This window comes from Ensifer sp. 38_S197 (assembly GCF_056924495.1).
In genome coordinates this window covers 72,827-92,373 of sequence record NZ_JBXOVZ010000002.1, presented here as the reverse complement: position 1 = coordinate 92,373, position 19,547 = coordinate 72,827, and the positions used below count along the sequence as shown (strand labels likewise).

At 62.8% G+C, this 19,547-nt stretch carries 18 protein-coding genes and 2 pseudogenes; 10 read left to right on the top strand and 10 right to left on the bottom strand.

All coding sequences use genetic code 11. The annotated features are described in order from the left end of the window. Nucleotides 1-46: 46 nt before the first annotated feature. A complete protein-coding gene (locus AC1Z3V_RS13795; RefSeq protein WP_173520517.1) occupies nt 47-511 on the bottom strand; it encodes an Lrp/AsnC ligand binding domain-containing protein in 465 nt (154 codons plus the stop codon). Nucleotides 512-530: 19 nt separating this feature from the next. Beyond that, on the bottom strand, nt 531-1,694 hold the full coding sequence (locus AC1Z3V_RS13790) for a M20 aminoacylase family protein (protein ID WP_483499769.1): 1,164 nt from the start codon (nt 1,692-1,694) through the stop codon (nt 531-533). 165 nt (nt 1,695-1,859) lie between these two features. Between AC1Z3V_RS13790 and AC1Z3V_RS13785 the strand changes: the two genes are divergently transcribed. Beyond that, complete coding sequence (locus AC1Z3V_RS13785; protein WP_429820011.1) at nt 1,860-2,957, top strand: D-alanyl-D-alanine carboxypeptidase family protein; 1,098 nt, start codon at nt 1,860-1,862, stop codon at nt 2,955-2,957. A gap of 12 nt (nt 2,958-2,969) precedes the next feature. After that, on the top strand, nt 2,970-4,142 hold the full coding sequence (locus AC1Z3V_RS13780; protein ID WP_483499767.1) for a CobW family GTP-binding protein: 1,173 nt from the start codon (nt 2,970-2,972) through the stop codon (nt 4,140-4,142). Between the two features lie 27 nt (nt 4,143-4,169). Here AC1Z3V_RS13780 and AC1Z3V_RS13775 read toward each other — a convergent pair. The 5 genes and pseudogenes from AC1Z3V_RS13775 to AC1Z3V_RS13755 all read right to left on the bottom strand — a co-directional run. Continuing rightward, nucleotides 4,170-4,370, bottom strand: a pseudogene (locus tag AC1Z3V_RS13775) (sulfurtransferase TusA family protein); the annotation flags it as partial. Between the two features lie 35 nt (nt 4,371-4,405). Further along, nucleotides 4,406-5,846: pseudogene (locus AC1Z3V_RS13770) on the bottom strand (L,D-transpeptidase family protein). A gap of 361 nt (nt 5,847-6,207) precedes the next feature. Further along, nucleotides 6,208-7,161 (bottom strand): acetyl-CoA carboxylase carboxyltransferase subunit alpha, encoded by a 954-nt coding sequence (locus tag AC1Z3V_RS13765; protein WP_173520522.1) that lies wholly within the window; start codon nt 7,159-7,161, stop codon nt 6,208-6,210. A 63-nt stretch (nt 7,162-7,224) separates the two neighbouring features. Next, the gene (xerD, locus tag AC1Z3V_RS13760; protein WP_483499765.1) at nt 7,225-8,181 is read right to left on the bottom strand and encodes a site-specific tyrosine recombinase XerD; all 957 of its coding nucleotides are present in this window, start codon (nt 8,179-8,181) and stop codon (nt 7,225-7,227) included. Then, a complete protein-coding gene (locus AC1Z3V_RS13755) occupies nt 8,178-8,327 on the bottom strand; it encodes a hypothetical protein (RefSeq protein ID WP_173520524.1) in 150 nt (49 codons plus the stop codon). Before AC1Z3V_RS13755 ends, xerD begins: the two co-directional genes overlap by 4 nt. A gap of 236 nt (nt 8,328-8,563) precedes the next feature. Between AC1Z3V_RS13755 and AC1Z3V_RS13750 the strand changes: the two genes are divergently transcribed. The 3 genes from AC1Z3V_RS13750 to AC1Z3V_RS13740 are packed head-to-tail and all read left to right on the top strand — an operon-like array spanning nt 8,564 to nt 11,587. Further along, nucleotides 8,564-9,154 carry a shikimate kinase gene (locus AC1Z3V_RS13750; RefSeq protein WP_483499763.1) on the top strand — a complete coding sequence of 197 codons (591 nt, stop codon included), beginning with the start codon at nt 8,564-8,566 and terminating at the stop codon, nt 9,152-9,154. Further along, nucleotides 9,147-10,280 (top strand): 3-dehydroquinate synthase, encoded by a 1,134-nt coding sequence (gene aroB / locus AC1Z3V_RS13745; protein WP_483499761.1) that lies wholly within the window; start codon nt 9,147-9,149, stop codon nt 10,278-10,280. Before AC1Z3V_RS13750 ends, aroB begins: the two co-directional genes overlap by 8 nt. Then, entirely contained in the window at nt 10,277-11,587 is a 1,311-nt protein-coding gene (locus AC1Z3V_RS13740; RefSeq protein WP_483499759.1) for an HlyC/CorC family transporter, read from the top strand. Before aroB ends, AC1Z3V_RS13740 begins: the two co-directional genes overlap by 4 nt. Before the next feature lie 14 nt (nt 11,588-11,601). Here the strand turns inward: AC1Z3V_RS13740 and AC1Z3V_RS13735 are convergent, their stop codons facing one another. Further along, a complete protein-coding gene (locus AC1Z3V_RS13735; RefSeq protein ID WP_483499757.1) occupies nt 11,602-11,883 on the bottom strand; it encodes a BolA family protein in 282 nt (93 codons plus the stop codon). A gap of 148 nt (nt 11,884-12,031) precedes the next feature. Here AC1Z3V_RS13735 and AC1Z3V_RS13730 point away from each other — a divergent pair, with 148 nt between their 5' ends. From AC1Z3V_RS13730 to AC1Z3V_RS13715, 4 genes are all read left to right on the top strand, one after another. Beyond that, nucleotides 12,032-12,667, top strand: coding sequence for a J domain-containing protein (locus tag AC1Z3V_RS13730; RefSeq protein WP_429819993.1), 636 nt, complete (start codon nt 12,032-12,034; stop codon nt 12,665-12,667). A gap of 74 nt (nt 12,668-12,741) precedes the next feature. Next, complete coding sequence (cobS, locus tag AC1Z3V_RS13725; protein ID WP_034806552.1) at nt 12,742-13,737, top strand: cobaltochelatase subunit CobS; 996 nt, start codon at nt 12,742-12,744, stop codon at nt 13,735-13,737. Between the two features lie 186 nt (nt 13,738-13,923). Continuing rightward, complete coding sequence (gene cobT, locus AC1Z3V_RS13720) at nt 13,924-15,840, top strand: cobaltochelatase subunit CobT (RefSeq protein WP_483504082.1); 1,917 nt, start codon at nt 13,924-13,926, stop codon at nt 15,838-15,840. A 199-nt stretch (nt 15,841-16,039) separates the two neighbouring features. Next, complete coding sequence (locus AC1Z3V_RS13715; protein ID WP_483499755.1) at nt 16,040-17,044, top strand: esterase-like activity of phytase family protein; 1,005 nt, start codon at nt 16,040-16,042, stop codon at nt 17,042-17,044. Between the two features lie 197 nt (nt 17,045-17,241). Here AC1Z3V_RS13715 and AC1Z3V_RS13710 read toward each other — a convergent pair whose 3' ends face one another. Further along, nucleotides 17,242-17,883, bottom strand: coding sequence for a queuosine precursor transporter (locus AC1Z3V_RS13710; protein ID WP_429819988.1), 642 nt, complete (start codon nt 17,881-17,883; stop codon nt 17,242-17,244). Between the two features lie 151 nt (nt 17,884-18,034). Further along, a complete protein-coding gene (rpmB, locus tag AC1Z3V_RS13705) occupies nt 18,035-18,325 on the bottom strand; it encodes a 50S ribosomal protein L28 (RefSeq protein WP_034806568.1) in 291 nt (96 codons plus the stop codon). A 379-nt stretch (nt 18,326-18,704) separates the two neighbouring features. Between rpmB and AC1Z3V_RS13700 the strand changes: the two genes are divergently transcribed. Continuing rightward, nucleotides 18,705-19,481, top strand: coding sequence for a DUF3108 domain-containing protein (locus AC1Z3V_RS13700; RefSeq protein WP_429819985.1), 777 nt, complete (start codon nt 18,705-18,707; stop codon nt 19,479-19,481). The last annotated feature ends 66 nt before the right edge of the window (nt 19,482-19,547 follow it).

The window sequence follows — 19,547 nt, the reverse complement described above, 5'->3', positions numbered from 1 at the left end:
GATAACCTCCGAAGCAGGCGACCCGCCGCCATCGCAGCGCCCTAACTCACACCAGCGGCAGCGGCCCGTCGTTCTTGATCTCTTCCATCACCGCATAAGTGCGCGTTTCCTTGACGCCCGGCAGCGTCCAGAGCACCTGGCCGAGAAAGTTGCGATAGGCGGCCATATCCTCGAATCTCGTCTTCACCAGATAATCGAAGCCGCCCGCTACCATGTGACATTCGAGCACGGCCGGCGCCTGTTTGATGGCGGCGGCGAACTGGTCGAAGACATCGGGCGTCGTCTTGTCGAGCATGACCTCGATGAAGACGAGGAGCCCGAAGCCAAGCTTTTGCGGGTCGAGCCTTGCGCCGAAGCCCGAGACGTAACCCTCCTTCAAGAGCCGGCGCAGGCGTTCGCTGGTTGCCGTCGGCGACAGGCCGATGCGATCGGCAAGTTCCAGGTTGGTGATGCGGCCATCGGCCTGGAGGATGTTCAGAATTCTACGGTCAATCTTATCGATCTGATGCATGGTGCCTCCCGCCCGTGCCTCAGGCGGCAAGTCGCGTTTCCGCGAGCTTCACCCAGTAGGAGATGCCGTGCGGGATCGCCTCGTCATTGAAGTCGTAGGCGGGGTGATGCAGCCCGGCGGTCTCGCCGTTGCCCATGAAGACGAAGGCGCCGGGGCGGGCGAGCAGCATGTAGGAGAAATCCTCGCCACCCATCATCGGGTCGAGCGAAGGCTTCACGTTGCCTTCGCCGGCGATCTCGGCCGCGGCCTTCAAGGCGTAGCCGGTCTCTTCCGCATGGTTCACGGTCACCGGATAGTTGCGGTTGTACTGTACGGCGACGGTCGCGCCGTAGAGGCCGGCGACACCCTCGGCGATCGTGCGGATGCGGCTCTCGCCGATGTCGCGCACCTCGGGCACGAGCGTGCGTACCGTGCCGCCGAGCACGGCCTCTTCCGGGATGACGTTGTGGGCAAAGCCGGCATTGAACTTCGTGACCGAGACGACGACCGAGGCGAGGGGATCGACGGTGCGCGATGCGATCGTCTGCAGCGCCGTGACGATCTGCGTGCCGACCACGATCGGGTCGATCGTCTTGTGCGGCTGGGCGGCGTGGCCGCCGCGGCCCTTGATGGTGATGGTGAACTCGTCGGTCGAAGCCATGATCGGCCCGACACGGCTGCCGAAATGACCGATCGGCATGCCCGGCATGTTGTGCATGCCGTAGACTTCCTCGATCGCGAAGCGCTCCATCATGCCGTCCTTGACCATCTCGTTGCCGCCGCCGCCGCCTTCTTCGGCGGGCTGGAAGATGACGGCGACATTGCCGGCGAAGTTGCGGGTCTCGGCGAGATACTTGGCCGCTCCGAGAAGCATGGCCGTATGGCCGTCGTGGCCGCAGGCATGCATCTTGCCTGAAGTCTGCGATGCCCAGGCCTTGCCGCTCGTCTCGGTGATCGGCAGCGCATCCATGTCGGCGCGAAGCCCGATGGTGCGGCCCGCGCCGAGACTGCCGCGGATAAGACCGACGACACCGGTGCGGCCGAGCCCCGTCACGACTTCGTCAACGCCGAATTCCCTCAGTTTCATTTCGACGAAGGATGCCGTATTTTCGACCGCAAACAGGAGCTCCGGGTTCCTGTGCAGGTGGCGCCGCCATTCGGTGACTTCGTTCTGGAGCTCGGCGGCACGGTTGAGTATCGGCATCGGTTCGTCCTGTCGGTCTGTTCGATCACTATGTATCTGCGGTGGATTGGCAGGGGTGCCCGTGAATGGGCTTTGCCATCTCCTCGCCATATAGGCTAAATAGCCGGACGAGACGAGGCAACAGCGGAATTTCGAGGTTCTATCGTGGTGACAGCAGGATTTTTCATGCGTGGCAAGATGAAGGCGCTGGGAGTGACGGTGGCGACCTGCGCGACGCTTCTTGCGGCGCTGCCGGCTGCGGCCAATCCGAGGCTCGTCGTCGACGTCAATTCGCTGAAGGTCTACGAGCACCAGGACATCTTCCAGAAATGGTATCCGGCGTCGCTGACCAAGCTGATGACGGCCTATACGACCTTCCGCGCGATCAAGTCGGGACAGCTTACGCTCGAAAGTCCTGTTGTCATGACCAAGAACGCGGCGTCCGAGCCGCCGAGCAAGATGTTCTACAAGCCCGGCCAGGCGATGACGCTCGACAGCGCGCTGAAGATGATGCTGGTCAAATCCGCAAACGACATCGCCGTGGCAATCGCCGAGACGGTCGGCGGTTCGGAACCCGCCTTCATCGAGCGGATGAATGCCGAAGCGCGCCGCATCGGCATGACCTCTTCGAACTTCATCAACGCCAACGGTTTGCCCGGCCCCGGCCAGTACACGACGGCGCGTGACCTTGCCGTGCTGGCGATCACGCTCAAGCGCGAGTTCCCGCAATACGCCTCCTATTTCTCGCTGGAAGGTTTCACCACCGGCAAGAAGGATTATCCGAACTACAACATGCTGATCGGCCGCTTCGAAGGTGCTGATGGCATGAAGACCGGCTTCATCTGCGCGTCCGGCTTCAACCAGGTTTCGTCTGCCACCCGCGACGGGCGCAGCGTCGTTTCGGTCGTGCTCGGCGAGAGCAGCCTCGGCGCGCGCGCCGACGAATCCGCGCGGCTCATGCAGATGGCGCTGACGACGAGCGGCAACGGCAAGCCATCGCTGGTGCAGATCGCGCCCTATGGCGAGACGCGCGACACGGTGGCCGATGTCAGCAAGCAGATCTGCTCGAAGGCAGCGGCCAAGGTCCGCAGCGAAGGCCGCGACGAGGCCGGCCGCCAGAAGCTGCTCTCGCCCTATATCCACGAAATCAACCGGCCGCTGAAGCTCGCCTTCGCCGGCCTTATCGCCGGCAGCGGCGAAAAGGCACCGAAGGTTGCCGGCGATCCGGTCGGCCAGGGCGACGTCGCCAATGTGCCGATCCCCGTGCCGCGGCCGACCTTCTGATCGGAGTTCATGATGGTTAGTCCTTTGCCGGCGGTGCCGGTCTCGATCCTCACCGGCTTTCTCGGTGCGGGCAAGACGACGTTGCTCAACCGGCTGCTGAAAGATCCCGATCTCTCGGACACGGCCGTCATCATCAACGAGTTCGGCGACGTCTCGATTGACCACCTATTGGTGGAAGCCTCCAGCGACGGCGTCATCGAGCTTTCCGACGGCTGCCTCTGCTGCACCGTGCGCGGCGAACTGGTCGACACGCTCGCCGATCTCATGGACCGCATGCAGACCGGGAAGATCAAGCCGCTGAAGCGCGTCGTCATCGAAACGACCGGGCTTGCCGATCCGGCGCCGGTGCTGCAGTCGGTGATCGGCAATCCCATCATCGCACAGAGTTTCCGCCTGGACGGCGTGGTCACTGTCGTTGACGCCGTCAACGGCCTGCAGACGATCGCCAATCACGAGGAAGCCCTGAAACAGGTCGCAGTCGCAGACCGCATCGTCATCAGCAAGACCGGTCTCGCCGATGCGTCTGAGCGCGACGCGCTGACGGCCCGGGTCCGGGCGCTCAACCCGCGTGCGCCACTGATCGACGGCGATAGCGATGAGGCGGGACGCTCGGCGCTATTCGCCTGTGGCCTCTATGACCCGTCCTCCAAGATTGCCGATGTCGGCCGCTGGCTGCAGGACGAGGCGCACAACGGTGACGGCCACCACCATCATCACCACGATCACGGTGACCACCATCATGACCACGATCACAATCACGACCACGACCACGAACATCACCACCATCATCATGATGTGAACCGGCATGGCGGCGACATCCGTTCGTTCAGCATCGTGCATGACCGGCCGATCGAGCCGATGGCGCTCGACATGTTCATCGACCTGCTGCGCTCGGCGCATGGCGAGAAGCTGCTGAGAATGAAGGCGATCGTGGCGGTCGCCGACCGGCCTGACCGGCCGCTGGTGCTGCACGGCGTGCAGAACGTCTTCCACGCGCCGGAACGCCTGGCCGCCTGGCCGGACCCAAACGACCGGCGCACGCGCATGGTGCTGATCACCAAGGGCCTGACGGAAGACTTCGTGCGCGACCTGTTCGATGCCTTTACCGGCAAGCCGCGCATCGACCGGCCGGACGCCCAGGCGCTCTCCGACAATCCGCTCGCCGTTCCCGGCATGCGGTTCTAACCAACGGATCTGAACGGATGCGGCGTCTCAGGCGCCCTTGCGGATGAGGAACCGGTGGCCGCCTTCGGCGGGCGCCGCCTCTTCGAGCTTGTGCCCGTCTTCCTTGCAGAAGTGCGGGATATCGATCACCGCCAGAGGATCTGTCGTCTCGATCTCCAGAAGCGCGCCCGGGGCGAGCGCGGCCATGCGCTTGCGCGTCTTCAAAACGGGAAGGGGGCATTTAAGCCCCCTGAGGTCGTAGATGATCTTGGTTTCGTTCGGCATCAATTGCCCCAGATCTTCCAGAAGGGGCGCTTCTTCGGCGGCTCTTCGGTGAGGACGGGCGTTTGCGCCGCCGCATCGGGGGCGGGTGCCGTGGCAACGGCTGCCGTCTGCTGCTCGGTCGCCGCCGGCGCCGCCGCGCGTGCCTGCTTGGCCGTCTTTGCCGGCTCCTGCGCCTGCGGCGCGACGGCCGCCTGCTGTTCGGGGGTCTGGACCACCGGAGCGGGCGCTTCCGCTTCCGGTTCGCTCTTCGAGAACAGGCTCCAGAAGGATTTTTTCACGGGCTGCTCGACGGCCGCCTGCATCACCGGCTGCGGAATGGGGTTGGCGGCCGGAACGGGCACGTGCTTGCCGCCGTCGGTCGCCTTTTCGAGTTCCTTCTTCTGGATCTCGACGGCCTGCTTCGTCTCTTCCGCTTCCTTCTGTTCGGCGAGCTTCTTCTTCGAGATCGCTCGCCTTCATCAGCTTGCCGGCATCGAAGGAGTTGCCGGTCGGCGCGTAGGCGAGCTCGCGGCCGACGCGCTGCTTGGCGACGATCGCCTTGCGCTCGGCTTCGCTCGGCTCATACCAGACCATGCCGTCATACTTCTTGAGGGCCTTGTCGTAGTCGGTCTGGTAGGTCTTCTCGAAGCTCGCCATCGCCACCTGCAGCGCCGGCGGGGTCGACATGGCCGGGCACTGGCCGCTCGGATTGAACGGGCCGGAGGCTTGCTGGTTGAAGACGTACTTCTTCTCGCAGACGTTGACTTCCGGCGGGCGCTTGGTGATCTCGAACTGGTCGTAACCGACCTTCAGCATCTTCCAGAACTCGATGTTCGGATTGTTGCGATGGCGCGCCATGTTTTCCGCCGTCATGCGGAAGGGGAAGGCCTGGAGTTGAACGCTTTCCTGGCCGCCCTTGAACGAGTCCCGGGCGAGCGCGAAGATCTCGATCATCTGTTCGTCGGTCATCGAGTAGCAGCCCGACGACGAACAGGCGCCATGGATCATCAGGTGCGTGCCCTGGCGGCCGTTCGCCTTGTCGAAGGCGTTGGGATAGCCGGTGTTGATCGCCAGATAATAGTTCGAATTGGGGTTCATCTGCTGCGGGAAGAGCGGATAGAAGCCTTCCGGCGCCTGCCGGTCGCCTTCCTTCACCTTCGGCCCCAATTTGCCGGACCAGGCGCAAATCTTATAGGTCTTCAGCAGTTGGAAGCGGTTGGCCGTGTTGGCCTTCCAGACCTCGAGCGTGCCTTCTTCCTTGAAGATGCGCAGCGCGATCGGGGCCTGCTTCTGCATCCCGAGTTCGCTCATCTTTTTGAGCAGCGGTCCGGAGACCTGGTACTCGGTCTTGTTCTTGACGGACTTGAGGTCGACCGATGTCGTCGTGTCCAGCGTTTCATTGGTGCAGCCGGCAAGCGCGGCGACAATGGCGGCGGAGGCTACAAGGTTTCTGAAACGCATCAGCGGAGGCCCATTTAAACCCAAACTCGACTACAGCGCCGCGCGTTTTTGACGCGCTAAGGACGCTGTACCACTTTAGATAGCTGCATAATTTTGTCCTTAAATCGATGCCGATTTAAGGAATTATGCAGGAGAACCCAAGTCCGCGAGGGTGGGCTCTTTAGAGAATCACTAAGCGATTATACTTCACGAATTCTTAACCCTGCAGGGGGCGCCTGCCGATGCGCTGTTCATGACCTCATGAATATGGCCAAGATTTGGCCACACTCCGCTTTGCGGTTGCGAAATTCGCTCCAACAATCGCGAACCATCGGGACGAGATGGGTGGGGCGTGGGATTTCCGCCTGCATCCCGCTCCAGCTTAGAGGTTGCGGCCGATATTGAGATACTTCTGTCGGCGATCCGTGCGCAACTGGTCGCCATTGCGTCCGGAAAGCTCCTTCAGCGCGTCGGCGATCACGGTTCCCGTGCGGCTGATGACCGCGTTCGGGTCGCGGTGTGCGCCGCCGACCGGTTCCGGAATGATGCCGTCGATGACGCCGAGCGCTTTCAGGTCCTCGGAGGTGATCTTCATGTTGCTGGCGGCTTCCTTGGCGCGGGTCGAATCGCGCCAGAGGATCGAGGCAGCACCTTCCGGTGAGATGACGCTGTAGATCGCATGCTCCAGCATGTAGACGCGGTTGCCGGTGGCGATCGCGATGGCGCCGCCGGAGCCGCCTTCGCCGATGACGACGGTGACGATCGGCACGCGAACGTTGAGGCACATCTCGGTGGAGCGGGCGATGGCTTCCGCCTGGCCGCGTTCCTCGGCGCCGACGCCGGGATAGGCGCCTGCGGTGTCGACCAGCGTGATCAGCGGCAGGCTGAAGCGATCGGCCATTTCCATGACGCGGATCGCCTTGCGATAGCCTTCAGGACGGGGGCTGCCGAAATTGTGCTTGATGCGCGACTTCGTGTCGTTGCCCTTCTCCTGGCCGAGAACGGCCACCGGCATGCCGCGAAAGCGCGCAAGGCCGGCCTGGATGGCGTCGTCGTTGGCGAAGTTGCGGTCGCCGGCAAGCGGCGTGAACTCGGTGAAGAGCTCGGCGGCATAATCCAGGAAGTGCGGGCGCTGGGGGTGGCGGGCGACCTGGGTCTTCTGCCACGGCGTCAGCTTGGAATAGATCTCGACCATCGCGTCGCGGACGCGCGTCTCCAGCCGTTCGATCTCATCCGAAGTGTTCACGCTCTCGTCTTCGCCGGCGAGCTTCTTCAATTCGAGAATCTTGCCTTCGAGGTCCGAGATGGGCTTTTCGAAATCGAGATAGTTGTGCATGAGATGCGTTTCCGATCATTTTGCGACAAGGATATGCGGGCCGAAACCAGCTTCCCGGCGGTCCTAATCCTGTTTTTTCGCCTGTTTGGCAAGGGGGTGATGGTTTTGCACGAGGTTGTGCAGCCGTTCTTCCAGCACATGCGTATAGATTTGTGTCGTTGAAATGTCCGAATGTCCGAGCAGTTCCTGCACGGCGCGAAGATCCGCGCCATTGGCGAGCAGGTGGCTGGCGAAGGCATGCCGCAGCACATGCGGCGAGATCGTCGCGACCCTTATGCCGGCGCGGGCGGCAAGCGATTTCAGATCGCGCGCGAAGACCTGGCGCGGCAGGAAGCCTTGCTTGCCGGAGGAGGGGAAGAGCCAGGGGCTTTCGCGGCCGCCCGCGTCCCCCTTCGCCGTCTCCTCGGCGAGCGCCTCGCCATAGGCCCGCATCGCCCGGATCGCGGCCTGCGAAAGCGGCACGAGACGCTCCTTGTTGCCCTTGCCGCGGATGACCAGGAAGCGGCCGTTCTGCGCCAGCACGCTTGCCGGCAGCGAGACCAGTTCGCTGACACGCATGCCGGTGGCGTAGAGCAGCTCGATCAGCGCATGCATGCGCAACCGCGCAAGCCGATCGGGCCCGCCTGCCGCGGCTTCCATTTCGGCTTGCCCAATCAGCCGCGAGACGTCGTCGACGCTCAGCGTCTTTGGCAGGCTGCGCCCCTTCTTAGGGGCGTCGAGAATTCCGGTCGGATCGTCGCCGCGCATACCTTCGGCGTAGAGGAACTTGTAGAATTGCCGGAGCGCCGAGAGACGTCGTGCCTGCGACGAGGGCTTGAAGCCCTGGCCGGCAAGATGGGCGAGATAGGCGCGAAGATCGTCCGGTGTTGCCCCTGTCAGCCCGGTTCCGAGCGTGCGCAGATGCGAGGAGGCGTCCTCCAGGTCGCGCTCATAGGATTGCAGCGTGTTGACCGCGGCGCCGCGCTCGGCGCTCATCATTTCGAGGAAGGCCTCGACATGGGCTGCGGAGAGATCGCTCATTGGGGCTTGTTCACCCGCTCGGACGGTATTTTCACGGTCACGTCCCGCTCCACCGGCTCGACGAAGGTGACGAGGGAGACCATCGTGCCGTAGACTATTCCGGCGATAACGGCGCAGAAGAACAGGAACCGGAATAGGGTCGGCATTTCAATCTCCTCTGCATGTACCCTTCGATGAAGCGGACGCAAGGATACGCATGCAGGCGTTCAAACGGCCAATGCGGTTCACGCGTTCCGAAGGAACACGCGGCGCCATGGCGGGTGCCTGACCTATATGAACGCCGCTTCGGCCGAGTTCAAGAACCGTGAGCGGACGCGCGCGACGACTTGACGCTACACCCCGTTTTGTCGATACCGAAAGGGAATGGGGAATAAGAAGTCCAATGAACGACGTGATCGAACCGGTTTCCGCAACGCTTGCCGAGCGGGCGAAGCTTGTACTCGGTAAACGCAATCTCGTGTTCATCGGCCTGATGGGTGCCGGCAAGTCGGCAATCGGACGGTTGACCGCCCAGGCACTTGGCATTCCCTTCGTTGATTCCGACCACGAGATCGAGCGCGTCTCGCGCATGACGATCAGCGATCTCTTCGCCCGCTACGGCGAGGAGGAGTTCCGCGCGCTGGAAACGCGGGTGTTGAAGCGCCTGCTGAGGAGTGGACCGCGCGTCGTTTCCACCGGCGGCGGCGCCTATATCAACGAGCGCTCACGCCGACAGATCAAGAAGGGCGGCCTAACGGTCTGGCTCAATGCCGAACTCGACGTACTGTGGGAACGGGTCAACAAGCGCGATACCCGGCCGCTCCTAAAGACGGAAAATCCGAAGCAGACGCTCGAAAACCTGATGAACGCGCGCTACCCGATCTACGCCGAAGCCGACCTGACCGTGTTGTCGCGCGATGTGAAGAAAGAGACGATGGTGGAAGACGTTCTCGCTGCCGTCATCGAACACCAGGACAAGAAAAGTCATGAATAGCCATGCGATGCCCGCTGCCGAATGCCAGGTCCGCGTCGACCTCGGCGATCGTTCCTACGATATCCTGATCGGCCCTGGGCTGATTGCGGCCGCCGGCGAGCAGATCGCAGCCCGCCTCAAGGGGCGCAAGATGGCCGTCATCACCGACGAGAACGTCGCGCCTCGCTATCTCGAGCCGCTGATGGCGAGCTTGAAGGGGCGTGACATCGATGCGGTGTCGCTCGTGCTGCCCGCCGGCGAGAAGACCAAGAGTTTCGAGCACCTGATCCCGGTTTGCGAAACCGTGCTCGGCGCCCGGATCGAGCGCAACGATGCGGTGATCGCGCTCGGCGGCGGCGTCATCGGCGATCTCACCGGCTTTGCCGCCGGCATCGTGCGCCGCGGTTCGCGTTTCATCCAGATCCCGACTTCGCTCTTGGCACAGGTCGATTCCTCTGTCGGCGGCAAGACCGGCATCAATTCTCCGCACGGCAAGAACCTGATCGGTGTCTTCCATCAGCCGGACCTGGTGCTTGCCGATACGGACGTGCTCGACACGCTGAGCCCGCGCGAGTTCCGCGCCGGCTATGCCGAGGTCGCAAAGTATGGACTGATCGACAAGCCGGACTTCTTCGCCTGGCTCGAAAAGAACTGGCAGGCGGTCTTTGCCGGCGGCGCGGCGCGCATCGAGGCGATCGCGGTGAGCTGCCAGGCCAAGGCCGATGTCGTCGCGGCGGACGAGCGCGAGAACGGCTTGCGCGCACTGCTCAATCTCGGCCACACCTTCGGCCACGCGCTTGAGGCGGCGACCGAGTATGACAGCGCGCGGCTCGTGCACGGCGAAGGCGTTTCGATCGGCATGGTGCTGGCGCATCAGTTCTCGGCACGCATGAACCTTGCGAGCCCCGACGACGCGACGCGCGTGGAGGCACACCTGAAAACCGTGGGTCTGCCGACCCGCATGTCGGAAATCCCCGGTACGCTGCCGCCGGCCGAGCGGCTGATGGACGCGATCGCCCAGGACAAGAAGGTCAAGGGCGGCAAGCTCACCTTCATTCTGACGCGCGGCATCGGTCAATCCTTTGTCGCCGATGACGTTCCGGCATCGGAAGTCCTGGGCTTCCTGAGGGAAAAACATCCGCAATGAGCGGCGAAGCCTTTATAGCTTTTCTGACGGAATACTGGCTGTCGATCCTCTCGGTCTTCTGCCTGCTCGTGCTCTCGGCGTTCTTCTCCGGCTCGGAGACAGCGCTGACGGCCGCCTCGCGCTCGCGCATGCATACGCTGGAGAACAATGGCGAAGAGCGGGCCGGCATCGTCAACCGGCTGATCGAACGGCGCGACAGGTTGATTGGCACGCTGCTGATCGGCAACAGTCTGGTCAACATTCTGGCTTCGTCGCTGACGACGAGCCTGCTGATCGGCCTTTTCGGCGATTCCGGCGTGGCGATCGCGACACTCGCCATGACCGTGCTGCTCGTCATCTTCTCGGAAGTGCTGCCGAAGAGCTGGGCGATCGCCTCTCCTGATCGCTTCGCGCTGGCAGTCGCGCCGCTCGTCCGTCCCTTCGTCGCGATCGTCGGGCCGGTCTCCAGCGTGGTCAACGGCATCGTCCGGCGCCTGCTCAACATCTTCGGCGTCAACCTCTCCGCCGACATGTCGATGCTCTCGGCGCATGAGGAGTTGCGGGGCGCGGTGGACTTGCTCCACCGCGAAGGCTCGGTGATCAAGGCGGACCGTGACCGGTTGGGCGGTGTGCTCGATCTCGGCGAGCTCGAAATCTCCGACATCATGATCCACCGCACCAGCATGCGGGCGATCAACGCCGACGAGCCGCCGGAAGCCTGCGTCCGCGACATTCTCGAAAGCCCGTTCACGCGGCTGCCGCTCTGGCGCGGCTCGACCGACAACATCATCGGCGTCGTGCATTCCAAGGACCTGCTGCGGGCGCTCGCGGAGCCGAACGTCGAGCCGGAAAACCTCGATATCGTCAAGATCGCGCAGAAGCCCTGGTTCGTGCCCGACACGACCAACCTCAAGGACCAGCTCAACGCCTTCCTGCGTCGCAAGCTGCATCTTGCGATCGTCGTCGATGAGTATGGCCAGGTTCAGGGCCTGGTGACGCTGGAAGACATTCTGGAGGAGATTGTCGGCGACATTGCCGATGAGCACGACCTCGATATCCAGGGCGTCCGACAGGAGGCCGATGGCTCGATCGTCGTCGACGGATCGGTGCCGATCCGCGATCTCAACCGCGCGCTCGACTGGTCATTGCCGGATGAGGAAGCGACGACGGTTGCCGGCCTGGTGATCCACGAGTCGAAGAGCATTCCGGAAGAGCGCCAGGCGTTCACCTTCCACGGCAAGCGCTTCATCGTGATGAAGCGCGTGAGGAACCGGATCACCAAGCTGCGCATCCGGCCGGCGGAAGACGGTGCCGCTCCGACGGTCTGAATGATACCCGATCGCTACCAGCGGGTCGTTTCGCCGGGTGCCGCCGGCTCGACCGCGAGGGCATGCAGGCCGGCATCGAGTTCCGGCTTCAGAAGGTCGTTGATCGCGCGGTGGCGGGCGACGCGGCTCATGCCAGTAAAGGCGCTCGAAACGATACGCACCCGCAGGTGGGTTTCGCCGCCGCCATTGAAACCGGGCTGATGGCCGGCATGCATATGGCTCTCGTTGATGACCGCCAGTCTCTCGGGGTGGAAGGCCTCGATCAGCTTCTTTTCGATCGTGTCGGTGAGTGACATTCTTCCGTCCCATTTCCTTGATTGTTTGACGCCCCCTCGCGGGTCTGTCGAACCCGGCAGTCGCAGGCTTGGCGGCGCAAAATGCCCGCACAAAGCCAGCAACATTCTGCTTTGTCAATTCTTGTTGTGGCCCCGGCCAAACCCCATAATGAGCGCCATGAGACTCGATTCAAAATACTTCGATCGTATCCGCACCCGGCGCAAGGTCGAGCCGCGGGCGGAGCCTGCTGCGCCCGTCTGCCAGTGGGACGGCTGTGATCAGAAGGGCGTGCATCGGGCGCCCGTCGGCCGCAACGCCGAGGGGCAATACTTCATGTTCTGCTTCGAGCATGTGAAGGAGTACAACAAGGGGTACAATTACTTCTCCGGCCTGTCCGACAGCGAGGTTGCGCGCTACCAGAAGGAGGCGGTGACCGGTCACCGGCCGACCTGGACTGTCGGTGTCAATAAGAACGCCAGGAACGGTCCGACTCAATCGCAGACGCGATCCGGCACCGCGGGCGCCCAGGCGCGCATGCGCGATCCCTTCGGTTTCGTCAGCGAGGCGCGGGCGCGTTCCGGCCGCCCGGAGCCGCGCCAGCGCAAGTTGAAGACGCTCGAGGCGAAAGCCTTCGAAACGCTCGGTCTCGGTGCGTCGGCGACCGCTGCGGATATCAAGGCTGCCTACAAGGATCTCGTCAAAAAGCATCACCCTGATGCCAATGGCGGAGATAGGGGATCGGAAGAGCGTTTTCGCGCCGTTATTCAAGCCTACCAATTGTTAAAACAGGCTGGCTTCTGCTAACAACGCGGATTATTACAGAATTACTTTTGCAGGCGAATGCGCGGGTGCCGTCCGGTGGCCGCTCTGGAGACATGATGAGCAAGATTGACCTCGATATTTCCAACCTCCCCGACACGACGATCTCTGTCCGGGAGGTTTTCGGCATTGATACGGATTTGCGCGTTCCTGCCTATTCGAAGGGCGACGCTTATGTGCCGGACCTCGATCCGGACTACCTCTTCGATCGCGAAACGACGCTCGCCATTCTCGCAGGCTTCGCCCACAACCGACGCGTGATGGTGTCGGGCTATCACGGTACCGGCAAGTCCACCCATATCGAACAGGTCGCCGCCCGCCTCAACTGGCCGTGCGTGCGTGTCAACCTCGACAGCCATGTCAGCCGTATCGACCTCGTCGGCAAGGACGCGATCGTCGTCAAGGACGGCCTGCAGGTCACCGAGTTCAAGGACGGCATCCTGCCCTGGGCCTACCAGCACAATGTCGCGCTGGTCTTCGACGAATACGATGCCGGCCGCCCGGACGTGATGTTCGTTATCCAGCGCGTTCTGGAATCCTCCGGCCGCCTGACGCTGCTCGACCAGAGCCGCGTCATCCGCCCGCACCCGGCCTTCCGCCTGTTCGCGACCGCCAACACGGTCGGTCTCGGCGACACGACCGGCCTCTACCACGGCACGCAGCAGATCAACCAGGCGCAGATGGACCGCTGGTCGATCGTGACGACGCTGAACTACCTGCCGCATGACAAGGAAGTCGACATCGTCGCCGCCAAGGTGAAGGGCTTCACCGCCGACAAGGGCCGTGAAACCGTTTCCAAGATGGTCCGCGTTGCCGACCTCACGCGCGCTGCCTTCATCAATGGCGATCTTTCGACCGTCATGAGCCCGCGTACGGTCATCACCTGGGCGGAGAACGCCCATATCTTCGGCGATATCGCCTTTGCCTTCCGCGTAACCTTCCTCAACAAGTGCGACGAGTTGGAACGGGCGCTGGTCGCCGAGCACTATCAACGCGCCTTCGGCATCGAGCTGAAGGAAAGCGCTGCGAACATCGTGCTCGAAGCCACTGCCTGATCCGTGGTCTGCCTTCCCCATTGGGGAGGGCGGACTTTGACGCTGTGGCAAACTCGATGATGCCCGACAGCGCCGCGCGTCTTGTCAGACGCGCAATGATCGCGGTAGCAGTTTGAATTGCTGCATGTTTTGTCCTTTGATTGGCAACGATCAAAGGAACCATGCAGTAGCGGGGCATCATCGCCGCTGGCTGAAAAAGGAACTGTCGTGAGCTCGAACTCGAAGGCAAAGCCAACCACGCGCGAGAACGCTGCGGAACCGTTCAAGCGGGCGCTTTCCGGCTGCATCCGATCGATCGCGGGCGATGCCGAGGTGGAAGTCGCCTTCGCCAACGAGCGGCCCGGCATGACCGGCGAGCGCATTCGCCTGCCGGAACTTTCCAAGCGCCCGACGCTTCAGGAGCTTTCCGTGACCCGCGGCCTCGGTGACAGCATGGCGCTGCGCAAGGCCTGTCACGATGCGCGCATCCACGCGACGATGTCGCCGCAGGGGGCGGACGCCCGCGCGATCTTCGACGCGGTGGAACAGGCTCGCGTCGAGGCGATCGGTGCGCTGCGCATGGCGGGTGTCGCCAAGAACCTGAACGTCATGCTCGAGGAGAAATACGCCAAGGCGAATTTCGCCACGATCGAGCGGCAGGCCGACGCGCCGCTCGGTGAAGCCGTGGCGCTGCTGGTGCGCGAAAAGCTGACCGGCGAGAAGCCGCCGGCATCCGCCGGAAAGGTGCTCGACCTCTGGCGGGAGTTCATCGAGGACAAGGCTGCCGGCGACATCAAGAACCTGTCGTCGACGATCAACGACCAACAGGCCTTTGCCCGGGTCGTGCGCGATATGCTGACCTCGATGGAGGTCGCCGAAAAATATGGCGACGATGACATCGAGCCGGACGAGCAGGAGAGCGAGACCGACGAAGACCAGCCGCGCAGCCAGGAGCAGGACGAGAACGCCAGCGACGAGGAAGCCGGCGACGATGCTGCCCCCGCCGACGAAAACCAGGCTGCCGAAGAGCAGATGGAAGAAGGCGAGATGGACGGCGCGGAGATCTCCGACGACGATCTCCAGGACGAAGGCGACGAGGACAGTGAGACGCCGGGCGAGGTCAAGCGCCCGAACCAGCCCTTTGCCGACTTCAACGAAAAGGTCGATTACGCCGTCTTCACCCGCGAGTTCGACGAGACGATCGCCTCGGAAGAGCTGTGCGACGAGGCCGAGCTCGACCGGCTGCGCGCCTTCCTCGACAAGCAGCTCGCCCATCTCCAGGGCGCGGTCGGGCGCCTTGCCAACCGCCTGCAGCGCCGGCTGATGGCGCAGCAGAACCGTTCCTGGGAGTTCGACCTCGAAGAGGGCTATCTCGACACGGCGCGGCTGCAGCGCATCATCATCGACCCGATGCAGCCGCTTTCCTTCAAGCGCGAGAAGGACACCAACTTCCGCGATACGGTGGTGACGCTGCTGATCGACAATTCCGGCTCGATGCGTGGCCGTCCGATCACGGTTGCGGCCACCTGTGCCGACATCCTGGCACGCACACTGGAACGTTGCGGCGTCAAGGTCGAGATCCTCGGCTTTACCACCAAAGCGTGGAAGGGCGGACAGTCGCGCGAGAAGTGGCTGGCCGGAGGCAAGCCGCAATCGCCGGGCCGGCTGAACGACCTGCGCCACATCATCTACAAGTCCGCCGATGCGCCTTGGCGCCGTGCACGCCGCAACCTCGGCCTGATGATGCGCGAGGGCTTGCTCAAGGAAAACATCGACGGCGAAGCGCTGATGTGGGCGCATGAGCGATTGATGGCGCGTCGCGAACAGCGCCGCATCCTGATGATGATCTCCGACGGCGCGCCGGTCGACGACTCGACCCTTTCAGTCAATCCCGGAAACTACCTCGAGCGGCACCTGCGCGCGGTGATCGAGCAGATCGAAACCCGCTCGCCGGTAGAACTGCTGGCGATCGGCATCGGTCACGACGTCACGCGCTACTATCGCCGCGCCGTGACGATCGTCGACGCCGACGAACTCGCCGGCGCCATGACCGAACAGCTGGCCGCACTCTTCGAGGACGAAAGCCAGCGCCGCGGCTCATCGCGCCATCGCCGCGCGGGATGATCCTATCGTTCGGAGGTGGCTTTGCCACTTCCGAACGCCACTCGGCCGCAGCACGTTACGGCTCTCAGCCGAAGTCAATTTACGGACAAAGTTTTACGGTCTACCAAGCTGCTGAATGATCTCAGTGCGCCGTGGCGGGTGTACCTCGTGGTCGTGCTCCGTTTCATTCCCGATGCTTTCCCCTGAAGGTACTCTTCCCATGCTTGGTCGCGGACTTCTAGCCCTCCTGCTTCTGGCGTCGACCGGCTCGGCATGGGCCGCCTCGAACAGCGAAACTTTGCCGATCCGCAGCCGCCAGATCACGAGCTTTGCGGTCGGATCGAGCGACACCCGGTTCGGCGCTCTGGAGTTCGTCGGCGGGCTGGAAATGACATCGCCCAATTCCCTGTTCGGCGCCGTGTCGGCGATCCGTTTTCGACCTGATGGTACCTCGTTCATCGCGATCATGGACACCGGCCATTGGCTAGAGGGCGCCGTGACCCGCGATGCGGACGGCCGGCTTTCCGGTCTCACGGATCTCATCGCCACGCCGATGGCCGACCGAAACGGTGACGTCGGCCTGGCCAAGTGGAAGGTGGATTCCGAAGGATTGGCGTTCCGGTCGGGGCAGGTGGTCGTCAGCTACGAACAGGCACATCGCATCGACATCTACCCGGACCCGGGTTTTGCGGCTTCGACGCCGATCGGCAGCCTGGCGTTGCCGTTCCCGATCAAGGAGCTGCGCAACAATGGCGGCATCGAGACCATCGCGGTCGCGCCAAAAAACAGCCCGCTGGCCGGTGCGACGATCGCTGTTGCCGAGCGCAGCGTCGACAAGGCGGACAATCTGCTGGCGGGCATTCTCGACGGGCCAAAGCGTGGCGCCTTTAGCGTCGTGCGCAAGGATCCCTACGCTGTGACGGATGGGGCGTTCCTGCCGAACGGCGACCTGTTGCTCCTGGAGCGGCGCTTCTCTTTCGGTTCGGGTCTCGGAATGCAGATCCGGCGGATCGCCGGGGATACGATCAAGCCCGGCGCCGTGGTCGATGGCGAGGTCATCTTCGAAGCCGACATGCGCTACCAGATCGACAATATGGAGGGGCTCGACGTCGTCGCCCGACCGGACGGCGAAATCCGGGTGATCGTCGTTTCCGATGACAACCATTCGATCCTCGAGCGCAACCTGATGCTCGAGTTCCGCCTGACGTCGCCTCTGACGCAATAGAGCAATCCCAGGAAGAGTGCGGGGCGGGTTTCCGTCGGGCCATAGCTGGCCGCGGAAATGGAAAAGCCGCTGGCATCGGTTCATGCAACCGGCGTCAGCGGCTGGAGCCTTATTGTCGGATCGTGCCTAGATCATTTCACTGTTGAAATTACGCAATTCCGGAAGGAAAACCGTTTCACACTTTTTCTGGAATTGCTCTAGGCGGTGGCCTTTTCGGCCACCGGCATCGGCTTGATGACGCTCATCAGTGCGCCATAGGGCAGCAGCATGACGAGGCCGCAGAGGATCTTGACGCTCAGGTCGCCGATCGCCCAGGAGATCCAGCGCGGTGCCTCGGCGGCGAGCACCCCGAGCAGGGGCGCGGTTTCCAGCGCGAAGCTGTCGTTCGGGCCGAAGAACACGAAGAATGGCGCAAAGGCGAAGGAGAAGAACATGGCGGTGTCGAGCGCCGAGCCGATCAGCGAGCCGGCCAGCGGCGCATGCCACCAGCTCTGGCGGCGCAGGCGGTTGAACACCGAGATGTCGAGAAGCTGACCGAACAGGAAGGCGGAGCCCGAGGCAATCGCGATCCGCGGCGTGGCGGCGACGAAGGAGAGCAGGATGGCGACGATGAAACCGGCGACCACCACGCGGCGCGCGAGGCGCGGCCCGAACTGCCGGTTTGTGAGGTCCGTCACCAGGAAAGCGAAGGGATAGCTGAAAGCGCCCCAGGTGAGGAGATCGCCCAGCTGCATGCCGGCAATCGAACCCGGCAGCGGAAACTGAACGAGGATATTCGAGGCGACGACCACGAGAGTCATCAGCGCGACATAGAGGAAGAACGTACGGTTGATCAGCATTTTTTTATCCTGGGAGATGCCACCAGCTAGAGGAGCGAAAGCCGGGCAAGATACCCGGCCGATGTGGCAAGCGATGCGCACGAGAAAAAGGCTTGCCGGATGAACCCGCAAGCCTTTTAAACGCGTGTCAAAGACAGTGCGCTGGCGCCGATCAGGCGGCTTCAGCAACCTTCTTGACGATCTGGCGACGCAGCAGGCGAGCACGCATGCTCAGCTCGTTCTCGTCCGACTTCAGCAGGAAGGCGTCGAGGCCGCCACGGTGTTCGACCGAGCGGAGAGCTGCAGCGGAAACGCGCAGACGGTAGCGCTGGCCGAGAGCATCGGAAATCAGCGTGACGTTGCACAGGTTCGGCAGGAACCGGCGCTTGGTCTTGTTGTTGGCGTGGCTTACATTGTTGCCCGACTGGACGCCCTTGCCGGTCAATTCGCAACTACGGGACATGGTACACCTATTCTCTTTATCGCCGCCGGACAATGCGGTAGCGGGCCCAGAGCCCAGGCCGCGTTCCTAGGCCATTATTGGAAAGTCGCGGTTCTATAGTCAGAGACGGCCCGCCCGTCAAGCCAAACCTCTTGCATTCTCGGAAAACCCGCGGTTTTTCCCCGCCGCTCGTCGGATGTGAGGTCTGATCCGCATAGGAATAATGCCTTGCAGGACCCATTCCAAGCGGCTTTGCTATGCGCTACTTCTGGCATGCGGACGTGGGGCTACCGCGGGGCCGGCCCCACGACCGGCTGCAGCGCGCTGGGCGTAGAAAAGCCGTAAAGAGCCTGCATTTCAGGGTATTGCGGCGAAATTCAAGTGATGGATTTTTCAGGGCATGAAGTTGCGAAATGGCTTTCGCGTGGCGGCGCTACTGTCCGCGGTCTCGTTTTCCACAGCATCATCGGCCGCCGATGTCGAACATCTGACGGATTACAGCATCTCGCTCGCCGGTTTGCCGGTTGCGCGCGCCTCCTTCCACACCGAACTTCAGAAGAATCGCTACACGATATCGGGAACGCTGAGGTCCGCGGGGCTGCTCGATATCCTCAGCCGGACCTCGGGCCAGACCCAGGTTTCGGGCGTTGTCGACAAGGATCACCTGCGGGCCTCGCAATATTCGATGTCCTATCGCAGCGGGTCGAAGGGCCGGGCGATCAGCGTCACCTATCGCAACGGCAATGTCGTGCATGCGAGCATGACGCCAAAGCGCACGCCCTTGCCGAAGAACTGGGTGCCCGTCACTTCGCGCGACATGCGCAACGTGCTCGATCCGCTTTCCGGTCTGATCATTCCCGCCGACGCGCGTGTCTGTCCGAACACGCTGCCGATCTTCGACGGCGAGTCGCGGCTCGACATCAAGCTTTCACCGAAGGGAACCAAGCCTTTCAAGACGAAGGGTTTTGAAGGCGAGGTGATCGTCTGCGGCATCCGCTTTGTGCCGAAGGCCGGCTACAAGAAGGGACGCGAGGATGTCGAGTATCTGCGTCGCCTGCAGACGATGGAGATCTGGTTCGCCAAGGCGCAAGCCGTAAACGTCTATGCTCCCGTCTATGTCCGAATCCCCACGAAGCTTGGGCCGGTCACGGTCTCGGCGACGCGATTTGGTGGTTGACGCGCGGTCGCGTGCAACTAAAAGGTTAAACACCACGAAACACCGTGATTTTATCGGCGCAGGTTT